Source organism: Stieleria neptunia (assembly GCF_007754155.1).
GTDB lineage: Bacteria > Planctomycetota > Planctomycetia > Pirellulales > Pirellulaceae > Stieleria > Stieleria neptunia.
In genome coordinates this window covers 5459948-5476365 of record NZ_CP037423.1, presented here as the reverse complement: position 1 = coordinate 5476365, position 16418 = coordinate 5459948, and the positions used below count along the sequence as shown (strand labels likewise).

Sequence of the window (16418 nt, the reverse complement as noted above, 5' to 3'; positions counted from 1 at the left end):
ACCGAGGACTGAAATGGATTTCGCCTTGATCGCCCAGACCACCGCCGAAGCAGCCAGCGATCCGTCGCAGCTGTTCTCGGATCTTGCGCCGCCGTTGCAGGTCGCGGTGTTGCTCGGTGCGCTCAGCTTTGCCACCGCAATGCTGGTCAGTGTCACGGCGTTCACGCGAATCATCATTGTGCTGTCCTTCGTCCGGCGTGCGCTTTCGACGCAAGAGATTCCGCCCAACCAGGTGATGATGGGATTGAGTCTGTTTCTGACCTTGTTTGTGATGGCCCCGACGTTTGAAAAAATTCATGACAACGCGGTGATCCCGCTGTTGGAGGCCCAGGAAGCGGCCGGGCCGGAGGAAGAGCCGACGTTCGGATTCGTCGACGCCTGGAAGATTGCGTCGGAAGAGTTGAAGGTGTTCATGTTGAAGAACACTCGGACGAACGACTTGGGATTGTTCTTTGAACTGTCCGAGACGCCGCCCCCGTCGCAGCGGATGGACACGCCGCTGAAGATCGCCGTGCCGGCATTTATCATCAGCGAATTGAAAACCGCGTTCATCATGGGATTTTGTATTTACATCCCGTTTCTGCTGATCGATCTGGTGATTTCCACGATCTTGATGGCGTTGGGGATGATGATGATGCCCCCGGTGGTTGTTTCGACGCCCTGCAAGTTGCTGCTGTTCGTGCTCGTTGACGGCTGGCAATTGATTTCAAAAGCACTGGTCGCAAGTTTTGCCTAGGGGCGGATGGCGTACAAATTGATGAAAGAGACGGATTCGAATTTCGGATTTTTGCAGCGGAGTGAGCTTTGGCTTTCGGCCTCGTTCCTCGCGATGCTGGTCGTCCTGATCATTCCTTTGCCGACCTTCTTGCTGGACATGTTTCTGGCCTGCAACATCGCCGCGGCGATCCTGTTGCTGTTGGTCACCCTGGGCGCGAAAAAACCGCTCGATATCGCTTCCTTTCCGTCGCTGTTGCTGTTGCTGACGCTGTTCCGACTGTCGCTGAACGTTGCGACGACGCGTTTGATTCTGTTGGATGCCAACGCCGGCAAGATCGTGTTGACGTTCGGCGATTTTGTCGTCGGCGGAAACCTGGTCGTCGGCGTGGTGATCTTTTTGATTTTGGTCACGATTCAATTCATCGTGATCACCAAGGGGGCGACGCGGATCTCCGAAGTCAACGCCCGGTTCACGCTCGATGCGATGCCCGGAAAACAGATGGCGATCGATGCCGAACTCAACAGCGGTGCGATCGACGAGAAAGAAGCACGCGATCGACGCAAGGGGTTGACCCAGGAGGCGGAGTTTTACGGTGCCATGGATGGTGCCAGCAAGTATGTCCGCGGCGATGCGATCGCCGGCCTGATCATCATGATCGTCAACATTCTCGGCGGCGTGGTGCTGGGGGTCAGCGACGGGCAAGCGATCTCCGACGCACTGCAGATCTATTCGATCCTGACGATCGGCGACGGGCTGGTGTCTCAGATTCCGGCACTGATCATCGCCACCAGCGCGGGCATCCTGGTCACCAAATCGGCGTCCGAATCCAACCTCGGCGACGAAATCAACGATCAGGTTTCCGGTGCCTATCGGTCGTTGTACCTGGGACCGATGATCCTGGTGTTGATCGCGTTCACGCCGGGGTTTCCGAAATTTCCCTTCATGCTGCTTGCCGGCGCGGTGTTCGCGTTTGTGTTTTTCGCCAAGCAACGCGAGACGGCCAAAACCGAGGAAGCGGAGAAAGAGCCGGAACCTGTCGCGGCGACCGAGACACCGGAAGAGAAGGGATTGCAGAAATTCGTCCAGCCCGAACGGATCATCATCGAAATCGGTGCCGGCCTGATCGCGCTGGCCGAACCGAAGCGGGGCAAGGGCATCGCCGAACGGATTTCGACGTTGCGCGAAGACGTGGCGATCGAGCACGGGTTTTGGGTGCCCGCGGCGCGGATCCGAGACAACTTGCAAATCGGTGTCAATGAGTACCGCTTTCTGATTTGCGGACGTGAGATCGCGCGGGGGCAAGTGTTCGTCAACGACTACCTGGCGATCAATCCGGGCAGCATCAATGCGGAGCTGGAGGGTGAGCCAATTCGGGACCCCGCGTTCGACCTGCCGGCCAAATGGATTCCGGAATCGCAGCGTCGTCGGGCCGAAGTTTTAGGGTTTACCGTCGTCGACGCGCCGACTGTGTTGATCACACACCTGAGCGAGTGTTTGCGGAAGCACGCCCACGAGCTTTTAAGCCGCCAAGACCTCCAATCCATGCTAGAGAAATTGAAGGAGATCGCCCCGACGACGGTCGAGGAAATCAAACCCGATACGGTGCGGCCGGCCACCTTGCATCAAGTGCTGTTGAATCTGCTCCGCGAACGCATCTCCATCACCGCCTTGGAAAAAATCGTCGAATCGGCGGTTCAATTCGGTCCGCAAATCAAAGACCCCGTTCAGTTGACCGAAAAGATAAGAGGCGGTATCGGACACATCATCTGTGACCGATTCCGAGACAGCAACGGAAACGTGAGGGTCATCATCCTGGAGCCGAGATTGGAACACTATTTCCGAGAACACCTCAACGGGGACGCGATTGTGCTGCGACCCGATCAGCTGGAACGCCTGATCATGGAACTGCAAGCGAAATGGGAAGCGTCGCGATTGAAAAATCAAATGGCGACCGTGTTGGTGGATTCGTCGGTTCGTTTCCCGCTGCACCGAACGATCTTTCGGTCGCTGCCGGAAATCAGTGTGGTCGCCTACAGCGAGGTCCCCTCGGACATGCGGATCGAATCGGTGGGGATGATCCGTTACGAAGACGTGTTGGGCGATGGAGAGAATCCCTCACCCGACCCGTTCGTGCTCGGGCTGCATGGCAAAGACGGCAATCAAGAAGGGCGTAAATGAGCGGAAAGTCAACTACTCGGCGTGCATCGTTTCGGCGTCAAAAGGCGTTTCCGGTGGGGACGTTGATGGCCCTGTTGACCGCGGTCGCGGTGACCTTGGTCGGCGTCATCTTGGGGTTGGAATCGTCGACCATTCTGATGCGTGCCATCGTTTCCTCGGTCCTGGTCGGATCGGTCGTCTCTATCGGCGTTGGAGTGATTCGACTCGCTGACGCGGACTACAAGGACTGAGCGGCTTTGCAATGAAAGCGACGATCGAAACTACCTACAAGCCTTCCACGCAGACCGATCGCGATCGGTTGGTGCTGGACAACATCGACTACGTCGGGCGGATTCTCAGCACGATGACGTTCTTTAGCAAGAACGACGATCATCGGGAAAACCTTCACTCCGCCGGAATCCTGGGGCTGGTCCAAGCCGCCGCCAGCTTTGATGCCGAACAAGGCGTCGCGTTTCGAACGTTCGCCTATCCACGCATCCGCGGCGCGATCGTCGATGAATTGCGCAAACAGTCTCCCATCTCGCCCCGGATGATGCGCCACGTCGGCAAGATCAAGAGACTGTGCGAGACGCTCGAACCGCCGATCACGCCCGAACAACTCGCCGAACGTTCCAGCCTGCCGATCGATGTCGTGCTGGAGTCTCTCGAAGCGATGCGGTTCATCAAGCCTGACGATTGGAACGATCTTTCTGACGTAGTTCACCAAACTTGGCGGACCAGTATCGATTCTCCGGAAGATCTGGCCGAAAAAGAAGAAATCGGACAACTGCTTGCAGAATTGATTGAGCAATTGCCAGAGAAGGAACGCTTGGTGATGACGCTGTACTACAGCGAGGAATTGAACCTGGCGGAAATCGGGGCCGCGATGGGATTGTCCGAATCGCGCACCTCACGCCTGTTGGCCGCAGCGAGATTCAGACTCAAGGAGGCAATTCGATGGAAGACCAGCTAGCAACCGTGTTGAAAGAACGCACCACCAAGGTCGGCGGACCGCGCGTCCGCGTCGGCCCCACCAAACATTGCAACACGGAACCGGAAGTCCGTGTGATCAAAGACGGAAATCGTATCGAATCGATCGTGATCGCTTGCCCCTGTGGCGAAGAGATCACGGTGATTTGCGGCTATGACGAGACAGCGAGTACGTGATTAAACCGCGCAGCAATGACCGACCGTGTGCACGGCACGCGACGACCAAGTGCGACCAGAGCACCGCCGAGTGGCGCTGCGCAGCACGCCGGGTTCCGATCGCCGCCTTGTTGCTGCTGTTCACCCTGGGATGCTGGGGCGGATCGACGGCGATCGCACAAGACCGGCATCACACCCGCCGTGAGCAGAATCCGAATTCGGCGTTGCGTAAATTGGATCTGCTGCAACAAAGCGTCAAGCAAAAACTGAAAAACGCCTTAGGGGTCAAGGGACAGCACGATTCCAACGAAGACGCACAGGGGAGCGGTGCCGACGGGGCGATAGCAGCCGACGACCGCCACGCCCAGACCCATGGCCGCAGTTCCGGCAACGGCGTGATCGCACAAGCCGGAAACCCCACGCAATCACAGGTCCACCCCAAGTGGACTCCGCAGCCGACCAGTCCGGCCGGTGCCGAGCATCCCCGTTGGGTGCCGCCCAACAGCCGGACCGACGACGGCAGCCGCGCTGTCGCCGCCGCCGCGGAAAATCGCTGGCAGCCCGAACGCTACACCGAAGAACAGTACTACCAAGAGTCGTACGCCCGGCAGCCCTACCAACAGCAACCGTACCCGCACGAGCAATACGCCCCAGCGCAATACGCCAGCCCGAACCCGATGCGGGCCGCCGAACCGGCCGAGCAGCACGCCGTCGGGCCCGCGGCGTACAACCAAATCCAACGGCCCTTGCCGCCGCCGATCGCAGACTTGGCGACGGGCGAGCTACCCCAGCCGGCCGGACAACCGGGCCGCGGACCGACCCGCCGTTGGGATGGCCAGCGTTGGGATGGTCAGGAACAAGGTTTTGCCGATCCACGTTATTCCAATTCATCCGAGATGGGATATCGCGGCGAGCCATCGCGGTTGGCAAACGCATCGGTCAACACAAACGCGCCCCTGGCGCGGGGCAGCGTGCTGGGCGACAACCAGATCACGGCGACACAGCACGCGCTTCGATTGCTCGAAGAGAACGGGGACCTGAAAGCCAAGTTGGCGATGCTGGACGCCGAAAACAAACGGCTCAAGGAAAAACTCGACCAGACGGAAACGTTGCTGGGACGTTCGACCAAGGCCGTCGAAGGGGCGTATGAGGAGATCGAAGCGACGCGTCAGATCAACCGCGAACTGCAAACCAAGCTGGACGATGCGGAACAGAAATACAACCGTTATCTGATGGAAACCGATCGGATGCTGCAATCGATCCGCGAAGAGTTGGACGACGTGTTGGTACGAGAGATTTCGGCGAACGGGACTTAGCATCGTGCATACTTTCAGAAATCGACTGCTCGCCACGACCTTGATCTTGGCTTGGTTCATCCAGTGCTGCCCGGCCGGACCGCCGCGATGGTGGACCCGCTGCATGGGAGATTGCGGTGCGACGTGCCATTGCCAGCAATCCGCCGATTCGGCGGGTAAAACGGCGGCGCCCCAGTGTCCTGTGCAGCCGATCCGAACGTCGCCGTTGTTGGGCCAATTGAAACCGAATCGCGTCTTGATCGTCGTGCCGCTGGATCGCCAGGATCGCTTGAAAGAACAGATGGCGTTGATGCAAGACTTGGCCGGCGCGTTGCGGGCAAAAGCCGGCGTCGACGTGGTCGAAAGTCCGCGGCGGGTTTGCGAAGCGTGCTTTCCGATTCACAGCGGTCGATTTGATGAACGAAAGCTTGTCGAGCTCGGCAATCAATACTTTGTCGACACGGTGTTGTACTGCAACATCGAGTCGATTGATGCCTACAGCCCGATGCGGCTGGAGGTTCAATTTCTGGCCATCAACGTCGCCCAATCCGTGGCCATCGTCTCGGGGGCCCATACGTTTGATCTGGCCGATCCGGCAATGAGCGAGTGCTTTTTCGCGGCGATGAACGCGGACCCCAAGGTCGATACCACCCTGAAGAATTCTCCGACGCGGCTGATCGATTTCGGGGCATCTCGCTTGGCAGCCGCTCTGGCGCAGTCCTGGAAGTAGGCGCCGTCGCGAAAGTGGCGTAAGCTTCCAGCTTGCGTTTCAGGAGTGAAACGAGACGGCAAGCTGGAAGCTTACCCCACTCTGAAAGATTGACCGAGCATTAGGCTGTCGTGAACGCCCCCGCCCCACCCCACGGAAACGCACCCGTCCGACACGGTGAAGAGTGGGCCAACGCGCTGACACACGGCTTGGCGGCGTTGATGTCACTGGTGCTGGGAACGTGGCTGGTGCTTGAGGCGTTGCCCGACAACCCGGGGTTGGCGCTCGCCTGTGCGGCATACATCGCATCGGTGTGCGCGACGTTTTCTTTTTCGACGTTGTCCCACGCGATTCTGCAACAACCGCTGTTGGACAGGCTGCGGGCGTGGGACCAAGCGATGATCTACGCGATGATCTCGGGAACGTACACGCCGATTATTTTTCGATATGCGCCCGACGCGGTCCGCACGCCCTTGTTGATTGCAGTCTGGGTGGCTGCGTTTACCGGGATCGCCGGCAAGCTGCTGATGCGGCATCGCGTGAACAACGTGGCGACGGTCAGCTACCTGTTACTCGGATGGTTGCCGGCGATTCCGTTGTATGGGAATGTGCCTGCCGGGCTGGGCTGGGGCATGCTGCTCGGCGGCGTGCTGTATAGCCTGGGCGTGATCGTGTTGTTGAATGATTCCAAGGTCAAATACCTGCACGTCGTCTGGCACCTGTTTGTGATCTCCGCGGCGCTGTGTCACTTCCTGGCGATTCAGTGGTACGTCGTGCCCTAGCGGCAGAGCCGTCCGGTTCGTCCATCGCTTCTCCGATGTACGACGGCCCTTCCGGGCGGTCGATCCTTGCTGATCTTTAGCGTGAAAGACCGGAGGGCTCGCGCCCTACCGCTAACAGAAACACCCCGCTTTGCGTCAAAGCAAGTGGCATTGGGCTTGTGCGCGCTGCCGCTCAATCTCGTCAATCACATCAAATACATGCTTGCCAATCATTCCCCTGCCAGCTCCGGAAACACACTCTCATCGAGTTCGGCGCGTTTGAGGATCGATTTCAATCGGATCTGGAAGTCACTTTTGTAATTGGCGACTTGCTGTTCGGAGAGGTCCAGCTGTTCGGCGACTTGCTTGTTGCCCCAGCCGCGAACAATTAACAGTTCGATCGCTCGCAGCTTGATCCAATTTCCCGACTGTTTCCAGCGAACGATTTGTTCTTGCATGGCATCGCGGATCGCTTGCTCTTCGATCCGTTTTCGTTCGACGCTGCGGGCAATCGAACTGGCGACGCGTGCGCTTCCCTTCAGATCGAAATCTCCGGCCGAACTCGACCTGCCATGCAATTGCAGCGCGGGGCGTCGGCCTTCGCGTCGCAGGTGATCGGTCAGTTTGTAGGCACAAATCGAAAACAGATAACTTTCCAGCGGACGGCCGCCGTCATAGTTGGGCAGGCTGATCAGGAACCCGACAAAGGCTTCTTGGACGATGTCTTCGGCGGCGGCCGAATCACGAATGCGGCTGCGGGTGTACGCCAGCAGACGCCCTTCGTAGCGATCGATCAGGGATTGCCAGGCATCGGAATCGCCGTCGCGGATCTGGGCGACCAGAAGCTCGTCCGCAGAGGGACCATTGGAATCGGCAGAAACATTCATGCAACATCGTCGGTCGGTTGGAGGTTCTCGATGACACGTTTGACGTTTTCGACCGCTTTTTCACCGGCCCGTCGCCCCGCTTCGATCAGCGGATCGACGGCGTGAAAATCTTCGATCCGAAACGCGCTGGTCTGGGGGATAATGATCAGGTCGCTTTCTTCGCGATGCAGGGCGCTGGAATGCCGCCGCGAAATGTCCATGGTGCGGAGCAATGTCGACAGATAGCTTGGTCGACGCAGTTTGCCGCTCCGATCTTTGGCGTAATCGGTCGCCAGCGTCGATCCGACGTCGATCGAGACCACGTGATCACAGCCTTCGCTTCGCAAGACCGAGGCGGGCACATTCATCAACACGCCGCCGTCGACCAGCATCTGGCCGTCGTGAATGATCGGCCGACCGAAGACGGGATGATTGATGCTCTGCAAGACGGCTTGAACCAGGTCGCCGGATCGGCGGATTTGTTGTTCGCCGCTGATCAGGTCCAGCGTTGTGATCGCCAACGGCAAACTGGCTTGTTCGAACGTCAGGTGATCGAGGTAGCGTCGCAGTTTGGTTTCGAAACGCCCGCCACGAAAACTGTGCAGCAAGAACATGCGTCGCATCGACGGTCGGCCGGCCAGGTACTTCGGTGGAATCATCTCTTTGCGAAAGAAATCGCCGATGTCCCACGGAGTAAACCCGGCACCATAGGCCGCAGCCACGATGGCACCGGCGCTGGTTCCGGCGATCGAATCGAAAACGACGTTGTGCTGCTGCAAGATCTCCAGGACGCCGATGTGGGCGATCCCGCGGGCGCCACCCCCGCCGAGCGCGAGCCCGATCCGTTTGCCGATCATGGACCGATACAGCCGGGTGATCGATGCCCGAACGAACTCGGCGTGGTGGGCTTCGCCGCGATACTCACAACGCACCGCATCCACTTCGGAAAAGTCCATGTCCGGTCGTGGCCAGCAGTCCGATGGAAACATCAACGCCACCATCGCGCGACGATGCAGCGGAATCGATTTCAACAGCGATGCCGCGTGAGCGGAGAGCCCTTGACGGGCGTCGGCGGCAAACACCACGCGATTGGATTCTCGCACGGCGGCGTCGGTCGCTTGGGGGCCGCAGGCGACCGCGACCGCCAACGCCTGTTTGCTGCGACCGGCGATCGTGCACCCCAGGTCGGCGACCGAAACACAGATCGCGTCACGGTCAAAGGATGCGGGGGCAAACGGCAGTTCCTCGTCACTGACCAACAACGGTTGCACCAACGGATGGTCCCCGCGTAGTTGGCCGATCAGTTGCTCCGCCAGCGGCCAGCCGCTGGGATCGTCGATGATGATCGCCAGTGAATGCACGCCGCGATTGGTTTGCCGTGGCGACGATGCCGCCGTGTTCATCTTGGACAACCGCTTGGTCAACGACCGGCTGAGGTTTTCCAGCAGTTGCGGATAGCTTTGCACCAAACGGCGATAATCGTCTCCGCCGAGCACCAGGGTTTCGACATAGGTGACGGCGGTGACGGTGGCGGTTCGTGGTCCGCCGGCGATCACCGAAGCTTCGCCGAAATGGTCCCCTGCTCCCATCATGCCCAGGGTCCGTTCGGCCACGGCCGGACCATCGCCCGTCCAAACCCGCACCTTGCCGGCCGTGATCAGGAACAACTCGTCGCCCTCGTCACCGAGCTCGATGATCGTCGCGCCGGCGTCAAACGATCGCGGCTGAAATGCCGATAGCACGTTTTCCAGCCCGTCGTTGCTGAGCCCCATCAACAGCGAGCGAGTCACCGATTGTTCGCGATCCATCCCGAAATTACCCAGCGGAAAAGGTTTGTCATCAATCGATACCCTACCCGACGGGGGCACCCGTCGCCAACGTGATTACAGAAATCGTCTGCATCGACGATGGTCGTGCATTCCGCCCAGTCATCCTCCCTGGCAGGCAACGCTGTGAAGCATTTTTTAGCGGTAGGGCGCGAGCCCTCCGGTGTTGTGCCAGAGAGGAAGAACCGGAGGGCTCGCCCCCTGCCGCTAAATCCTCAAGAAACACATGGGAAAAATGCTTCACAGCGTTGCCGGGCAGGGGCGCTCCCGCCTCCTGAATGTCATCGGTGCGTGCCGGCGGAGCCGGCACCGATGGCAAGCAGGATGCTTACCCCACGACGAAAGATTCACACCCATGCTTTCCCCATCGCGCCGAGTCTGGGATCATGGAGTGCGTCCGATCAGCTGAACTCCTACCCATCCCCCGAACAAGAATGACCACTGAATTGACGCTCACCGGCGGGGACACGATCCCGGCAGTCGGCCTGGGACTTTGGAAAATTGACCGAGAATCGACCGCCGAGATCGTTTATCGAGCCATCGAAATCGGTTATCGCCACATCGATGCGGCGTGTGATTACGGCAACGAATACGAAGCGGGCGACGGAATTCGAAAGGCGATCGACGACGGCTTGGTCAAACGCGAAGAGCTGTGGGTGACGAGCAAGCTGTGGAACACCTATCACCGGGCCGAAGACGTTCCCGTCGCGCTCGAAAAGACGCTCTCCGATCTGGGACTGGACTACCTGGACTTGTACCACATTCACTTTCCGATTTCGCTCGCCCATGTGCCGATCGAGAAACGGTATCCGCCGGGCTGGTTCTACGATCCCGACGCCGAAAATCCGCAAATGAAAGAAGACCCGGTGCCGATTCTGGAAACCTGGCAAGCGATGATCGAGTGTCAAAAATCGGGGTTGATCCGCCACCCGGGCGTGTGCAACTTCGGCGTCTCGTTGATCCGCGATCTGATGGCATCTTCATCGGTCAAGCCGTCCGTGCTGCAGGTCGAGCTGCATCCCTATCTGACCCAGGAAAAACTGCTTCGATTCTGTGCCCAGCACGACATCCACGTGACCGGTTTCTCACCGCTGGGGGCTCAATCGTATTTCTCCATCGGGATGGCCGAAGAAGGCGAAGGCGTGATCGACCGCAAGGAAACCAAGGCGATTGCCGACCAGCTAGGCAAGACTCCGGCACAAGTCGTCCTTCGTTGGGGGATTCAACGCGGAACGTCGATCGTTCCCAAAACGTCGCGCGTCGAACGGCTGAAAGAAAACCTTGATCTGTTCGATTTCGAATTGACCGACCAGCAGATGAACACGCTGTCGTCGCTCAACCAAAACCGTCGCTTCAACGACCCCGGTGATTTCGGAGAAAAAGCGTTCAATACGTTTTTCCCGATCTACGAGTAAGCACTAGGTTGCGATCCGCTGCTGCCGCGGAAAAGGGGTCAGGTACCAAAAATGCGAAGCACCCTGCGGGCCATTTGGTTTTTGGTACCTGACCCCTTTTCCGCTCGACAAACGTCGCCCGAAGATTTAACGCTGACAAAGCACTAGGTTGCGATCTGCTGTTGGTAGACCACCAATCCGTGTAGGGCGTGGTACAGCACGCCGCACTCCAGATCGACGTCGCGACACTGCTGCAACACGTCACACAGCTTGCGCACGCTGCGGACGACCCAGTCCGATTGCAAGGTTTCGCGATCGGCGGCGGTCGCCAGAAATTCGAGCACATGTCCGGTTGTCCCCAGCGTCTCGCCCAAATCGTTGCACCAGCCCGCACGATGCAGGTAGGACGTGCTGTACGACCCGTCCGGGTTCTGGTTGACGCGGGCCAGTTCGATCGATGCGTCGAGGTGTTCTCTGGCATCGGCCCAAACGCCGGCGATCGGATTCCCTTCACTGACTCGATTGCGCAGCGCGGTGGCGATTCCGATCAACCGATGTGTCCCGCCGCACACGCTGGTCGACAAATCGTGTTCCACCTCCAGCTCTAACAACAGTTCGGTGCTGTAGGTGTTGCCGTCACGTGCGGTCCAGCGATGGTCGGTCGATCGATAATAGGACAGCGGAATCAAGGTCCAACTGAATTCCGCTTCGTAGTTGAGCGGAATATCCAACTCGGCTTGCCGCATCCAGTCGTCGACCGTCAACGTGCGCTCTTCGACCACCCATGAGGCATCGGCGGGCAGTCCGGCCTGGGCGACGACGGCCAGCCATTGGTCGCGGTGGCCTTGGCCTACCTTGGTCGACGGTTCCAAATCGACTCGGATACCGAATCGCCCTTCTTCACCCAGCGGATCGCCGATCATCGGGCGAAACCCGTCGCACGTCCCACCCGCGCGGAAGTAGTCCAGGGCACTTCGGCGACCACGCGGCGTGTCGATTTCAAAGTCGTTGCCATAGGCCAGGATGCCGTGGAAAATCTGCCAGGCGCCGTTGACCATTGTCGAAAGTCCACGGTGCCGCTTTTCCGCCGCCAATGTTCGGGCAACCAAATCGGCAATTGGAACCGACGAAGCGTCCGACGTTAACGCCGCGTCGGGCAACGATTGGGGAATCGACAGCGGGCATCCGGTCGTGACCAATGCCGATGCGGCAAGGGTCGACAACGCGGCGCGACGGTTCAGGGGACGCTGGAGAGGCGAATTCTTCATGGTGGGGGAGAGTGATCTCGATTCAAATTCGGCGATCCGCCTGTCGCGACTCGGTGCGACGGTAGCGGAACTCGTCAAGAGTTGCGATCGTCCCTGAATCATGTCGAAAGTCTTGACGACGTCCGCGACGGTCCTGGCACGAAGGAACAAACTACTCCGCTGATTGGAACAATAAACCCCCACCGACCGCAATCGGGGCGCGGCGGTCGGGAAACGGGGCCCGGCGGGCTGTCGCTGTGAAGCATTTTTTCCAGGTGTTTCTTGAGGTCTTAGCGGCAGGCCGCGAGCCCTCCGGTTCTTCAGCTCTGCCGAAACACCGGAGGGCTCGCGGGCTGTCGATTGAGTCGGGATCTGCTGAGTCAATGGTGAGCCGCTGGCCGTAAGGCCTCGGGCAGTGTCGCAGTGCCCGGCCGCTTACGCGGCGCGCGCGGCTCACAAAAACGACAGCCCGCTCGCGCCCTACCGCTAAAAAATGCTTCGCTGCCTTGCCGACACGGGCCAAATCCGGGGCCGAAACACCCGGAACCGCCCGCCTGCGACCAAATTGACGCGAATAGGGACTCGTCGATTTTTGACAACGCGCGTAGACTTAAATAGAACGGCGGTCGATCGCAGACCGCCCAATCCATTCGACAAACGTCTCTTGTTTCCCCCGTCAGACCATGCCCAACGAACAAGACATCTACGAAGAACACGTCTTGGACCACTATGAGGATCCTTACCACCGCGGCGAGCTGGCGACAGCCACCCACGGGGACGAAGGCAAAAATCCGCTCTGCGGTGATGTGATCCAGGTGATGCTGCGTTTGGGAGCCGACGGAAAGATCGAAGAGGCCTGGTTTGACGGCGAGGGGTGCGTGATCAGCCAGGCGTCGGCGTCGATGTTGATCGAAGCGATCGAGGGCAAGACGGTGGAAGAGGCGAAGGAGTTCACGGCCAACCAGATGCTGGAGCTGTTCGGCCCGCAATTGACTCCCAACCGCCAGAAATGCTGCTTGTTGTCGTGGCGTGTGTTGCAATCGGCCTTGCACGCCCCGCTCGATGAATCCGCCGACGATGACGACGCCGGGCCCCATTTTGGCGGGCCGAGTTTAAGTGAAGAGAGCTGAACATGCCGCTTGACCCCCATTCGATTCGCCCCGATTTTCCGATCTTGAAGCGGGAAACATCCAGCGGCGCGCCGCTGGCCTTTTTAGACAATGCGGCCAGTGCCCAGCGTCCGCAGGTCGTGATCGATGCGATCAGCGATTGTTACCAGCGTTATTACGCCAACGTGCATCGCGGCATCCACACGCTGAGCGAAGAATCGACGGCGGCCTACGAGGCGGCGCGTGAAACGACGCGGCAATTTGTCGGGGCGCAGTCGCAGACGGAAATTGTGTTTGCCGCGGGAACGACCGCCGCGATCAACACCGTCGCCCATTCCTGGGGCGGCCGCAATCTGTCGGCCGGTGATGTCATCCTGCTGACGATCGCCGAACATCACGCCAACATCGTGCCCTGGCATCAGTTGGCCGAGCGAACGGGATGCCGCGTCGAGTTCCTTCCGCTCGGTGACGATTTCACCATCGACGACGCGGTCGTCCAGTCCAAACTTCAGTCGCTGCAACCAAAACTGTTCTCGTTCGCTTCGTCCAGCAACGTCTTGGGCACCAACTTTCCCGTCGCACGTTGGACTCGCATGGCCCACGACGCCGGTGCGACCGTGCTCGTCGATGCGGCCCAGGGGGCTCCCCACCAAGCGCTCGACGTGCAGCAGTGGGACGCGGACTTCGTCGTCTTTAGCGGCCACAAGATCTGTGGTCCGACCGGGATCGGAGTGCTGTACGGCAAGGAAACGCTGTTGGATGCGATGCCGCCGTTTCTGGGCGGTGGCGGGATGATCGATCGTGTCACCACCGCAGGGTTCAGCCCGACGGGATTGCCGGAAAAATTCGAGGCCGGTACGCCGCCGATCACCGAAGCGATCGGCTTGGCCGCGGCGATGCGGTACCTGCAATCGGTGGGACTGGAAGCGATCGAGGCGCACGAGCACCTGCTTTGCCAAGCCGCCGACACGGCGCTGCGAAACATCGACGGCGTGCAGATTTTGGGGCCGACGCCGGACAAAAAGGGAGGCATCGTCAGCTTCACCGTCGACGGCGTGCACGCGCATGACATCGCCCAGTGGCTCGACACCCGCGGTGTGGCGGTCCGCGCCGGGCATCATTGTGCGATGCCCTTGCACGAATCGCTCGGCAAGACCGCTTCGGCCCGCGCCAGTTTTTATCTGTACAACACACTCGAGGAAGTCGACCGATTGATCGAGGCGGTCAAGGAGGCCCGTGACAAGTTCGCCCGTGGCGGCCGACGACGACGAAGGCGAAGCCCCTCGCCGGCTTAATCGGCAATCCGGAATTCCCTTGTTCCCGGGCTCCGCCTGGGAACACACTGTCACGGAGGCTCCCGCCTCCCGCCCGTGAACGGCGTGTGGCAGAGCCACACCTGCCTCGCGTTCCCAGGCGTAGCCTGGGCTGCGCAAAATTGCAACTCAGAAGGATAGCAGATTTAGGCCGTATCGGTTCCTGGGGATGACGGTAGTACGCTGCGGCGGAACATCGTCATGGTTTGTCTGAGGTTGTCCTTCACCCAATTGCATAGGGTTTTGTGGGTAACGGAGGCGAGGCTCGTTTCAATGGCTTCCGCACTGACGTCGGCGACGCTGGCAGCCATTGATAAGACGTTGCGGGTGAAACCGCTGCGAGAATGTTGTCGACCCATCTGCTTGCCCTTACCGATCAAGGATTCAAGGATTTCGCTGCTCGCCGGCAACCTCTCCCCGGGGGCAAGAATGCTTGAATTCTCTTCGATCGCCGAGACGATCTCGTCGCGAAACGCTTGGCTCTGCCAATCGCCTACATCACACGAAAGTTTTTCAGCCAGGGAAGCAGCCGAGTCTGCGTTAAAACCGACTGTTCGTGAGTGCTCTAACGTCTTGTCGACCATCCGCATCAGACGTGCCCAGACTGCGATCGATTCACGATAGTCAAGCACCCAAGCGAATTTCTCTTCCAGGCGACCAAGTCGATCTTGTTGCTGACGTTCTCCATGGGGGGTGTCAAGCAGACGCAACATCCGCTCTGCCCACCCGATCAGACTGTGCAGATTCATGAAGCGTGCCTTGACCTTGAGTTTGGGAGGCAACAACGATCCCAGCTCAGTCTGTTTGGCTTTCGGTTGTGTCTTTCCACAGTGCCCGAGAAACGAATCCCATTGAGGGTCTTTCTGCAGGACATGTTTGAGTGCCGTCGCAGTTCGGTGACACATGTCGGTCAATGCGATCGTCGACTCGCTTTCCTGTTGAAAACCAGCGATTCCGTTGACCAAGTCGGAACCTTGGTCGGAAATGATGGCCTTGACCTGACCGACTCGGTCAGCAGCTTTCTTCAGTTGCTCGGCAACAATCTTGCCGTTGGATGTCTGGACAATCTCGATCAGGATGGCCGAGAGATCGCTCAGTCGGATAGGCCGATCGAGATTGAGCCAATGTTCAAGGCGAATCCCAACGATCAAAAGACATTTCTCGTTTCCCAATTGGATCGTGTGGTCGACCAGGAGAATCCAATCGTCGGCCTGTTCTTTGGGACGCGTTAATTCATGCAGCCCCCGTCGCAGCGTCCAGTTCTGAATCGTGTTTGCCGTAGGGGCGTGAGACAATCCAGAATGGATGGTGCCTAGCGTGCGGGCAATTTTCTCACAAGCTCGATAGCTGATGGTTGCTTGGAGCACCCAAGAAATCGTGAGTACAACGAGACTCAACGAAAAAGAATGTTGGGGGGCCGGCGGCAGCAATTGAGTCGACGGCTGCGTCGGGCGATTCTTCAGGGGCTGCTCCGCGTTTTTAACTGCTCTAATTCACTCTGCAGCTCGGCGACGCGCCGCCGCAGTTGGCTTGCCTCGCCTCTCCATCGCTGGCGGCTCTCTCTCGCATTGCAGAGGTTTTGCTTGAGTTCCTTAATCAACCGCTTGGATTGCATGGCGTTGTTCTTCCATTTCTCTCGTCCACGGCGTGCCGAACCAAGAAGTTTGGAAACAGGTGACTTATACTCAATCGTGGCTTGAGACATGACTGAACCTCCATGACGCGGAAAAACTGCATATAAGAGAACCAATTCCGTCAAATTCTCAAATAGCAATTTCAACACAAAACCGGTCGGTTTTGCGCAGCCCAGGCAGAGCCTTGGAACGAGTTGAAGATGACAGGCTGGAAGCCCAGGGCTGTAAGGGTATCGCGTGACC

General features: G+C 59.0%; 16 protein-coding genes. 11 read left to right on the top strand and 5 right to left on the bottom strand.

Annotated features, from left to right (window positions below; translation table 11 throughout):
• The first annotated feature begins 13 nt into the window (after positions 1-13).
• The 8 genes from fliP to trhA all read left to right on the top strand — a co-directional run bounded on the left by fliP (position 14) and on the right by trhA (position 6807).
• Positions 14-736 carry a flagellar type III secretion system pore protein FliP gene (fliP, locus tag Enr13x_RS18940; RefSeq protein ID WP_145388514.1) on the top strand — a complete coding sequence of 241 codons (723 nt, stop codon included), beginning with the start codon at positions 14-16 and terminating at the stop codon, positions 734-736.
• 21 nt (positions 737-757) lie between these two features.
• Positions 758-2896 carry a flagellar biosynthesis protein FlhA gene (flhA, locus tag Enr13x_RS18935; RefSeq protein WP_197456151.1) on the top strand — a complete coding sequence of 713 codons (2139 nt, stop codon included), beginning with the start codon at positions 758-760 and terminating at the stop codon, positions 2894-2896.
• Positions 2893-3126 carry a hypothetical protein gene (locus Enr13x_RS18930; protein ID WP_145388512.1) on the top strand — a complete coding sequence of 78 codons (234 nt, stop codon included), beginning with the start codon at positions 2893-2895 and terminating at the stop codon, positions 3124-3126. Before flhA ends, Enr13x_RS18930 begins: the two co-directional genes overlap by 4 nt.
• 11 nt (positions 3127-3137) lie before the next feature.
• Entirely contained in the window at positions 3138-3848 is a 711-nt protein-coding gene (locus Enr13x_RS18925) for a sigma-70 family RNA polymerase sigma factor (protein WP_145388511.1), read from the top strand.
• On the top strand, positions 3833-4042 hold the full coding sequence (locus Enr13x_RS18920; protein ID WP_145388510.1) for a hypothetical protein: 210 nt from the start codon (positions 3833-3835) through the stop codon (positions 4040-4042). The genes Enr13x_RS18925 and Enr13x_RS18920 overlap by 16 nt, the downstream gene beginning before the upstream one ends.
• On the top strand, positions 4039-5337 hold the full coding sequence (locus Enr13x_RS18915; RefSeq protein WP_145388509.1) for a hypothetical protein: 1299 nt from the start codon (positions 4039-4041) through the stop codon (positions 5335-5337). Before Enr13x_RS18920 ends, Enr13x_RS18915 begins: the two co-directional genes overlap by 4 nt.
• A gap of 4 nt (positions 5338-5341) precedes the next feature.
• Positions 5342-6046, top strand: a complete 705-nt coding sequence (locus Enr13x_RS18910) for a hypothetical protein (protein WP_145388508.1) — start codon at positions 5342-5344, stop codon at positions 6044-6046.
• Between the two features lie 110 nt (positions 6047-6156).
• Entirely contained in the window at positions 6157-6807 is a 651-nt protein-coding gene (gene trhA, locus Enr13x_RS18905) for a PAQR family membrane homeostasis protein TrhA (RefSeq protein ID WP_231744373.1), read from the top strand.
• 209 nt (positions 6808-7016) lie between these two features.
• Here trhA and Enr13x_RS18900 read toward each other — a convergent pair whose 3' ends face one another.
• Both Enr13x_RS18900 and Enr13x_RS18895 read right to left on the bottom strand, forming a co-directional pair.
• Positions 7017-7673: an RNA polymerase sigma factor gene (locus tag Enr13x_RS18900; RefSeq protein WP_145388507.1), complete on the bottom strand. Its 657-nt coding sequence runs from the start codon at positions 7671-7673 to the stop codon at positions 7017-7019.
• Complete coding sequence (locus Enr13x_RS18895; RefSeq protein ID WP_145388506.1) at positions 7670-9460, bottom strand: patatin-like phospholipase family protein; 1791 nt, start codon at positions 9458-9460, stop codon at positions 7670-7672. Before Enr13x_RS18895 ends, Enr13x_RS18900 begins: the two co-directional genes overlap by 4 nt.
• A 452-nt stretch (positions 9461-9912) precedes the next feature.
• Between Enr13x_RS18895 and Enr13x_RS18890 the strand changes: the two genes are divergently transcribed.
• Positions 9913-10893, top strand: a complete 981-nt coding sequence (locus tag Enr13x_RS18890; RefSeq protein WP_145388505.1) for an aldo/keto reductase — start codon at positions 9913-9915, stop codon at positions 10891-10893.
• A 143-nt stretch (positions 10894-11036) separates the two neighbouring features.
• Here the strand turns inward: Enr13x_RS18890 and Enr13x_RS18885 are convergent, their stop codons facing one another.
• A complete protein-coding gene (locus Enr13x_RS18885; RefSeq protein ID WP_145388504.1) occupies positions 11037-12140 on the bottom strand; it encodes a hypothetical protein in 1104 nt (367 codons plus the stop codon).
• 662 nt (positions 12141-12802) lie between these two features.
• Between Enr13x_RS18885 and sufU the strand changes: the two genes are divergently transcribed.
• Positions 12803-13249 carry a Fe-S cluster assembly sulfur transfer protein SufU gene (gene sufU, locus Enr13x_RS18880; RefSeq protein WP_145388503.1) on the top strand — a complete coding sequence of 149 codons (447 nt, stop codon included), beginning with the start codon at positions 12803-12805 and terminating at the stop codon, positions 13247-13249.
• 2 nt (positions 13250-13251) lie between these two features.
• Positions 13252-14523 (top strand): aminotransferase class V-fold PLP-dependent enzyme, encoded by a 1272-nt coding sequence (locus Enr13x_RS18875; protein ID WP_145388502.1) that lies wholly within the window; start codon positions 13252-13254, stop codon positions 14521-14523.
• A 164-nt stretch (positions 14524-14687) separates the two neighbouring features.
• Here Enr13x_RS18875 and Enr13x_RS18870 read toward each other — a convergent pair whose 3' ends face one another.
• Together Enr13x_RS18870 and Enr13x_RS18865 are read right to left on the bottom strand one after the other, a co-directional pair.
• Positions 14688-15908 (bottom strand): hypothetical protein, encoded by a 1221-nt coding sequence (locus Enr13x_RS18870; RefSeq protein WP_145388501.1) that lies wholly within the window; start codon positions 15906-15908, stop codon positions 14688-14690.
• Between the two features lie 92 nt (positions 15909-16000).
• Positions 16001-16246 carry a hypothetical protein gene (locus Enr13x_RS18865; RefSeq protein ID WP_145384425.1) on the bottom strand — a complete coding sequence of 82 codons (246 nt, stop codon included), beginning with the start codon at positions 16244-16246 and terminating at the stop codon, positions 16001-16003.
• Positions 16247-16418 lie beyond the last annotated feature (172 nt).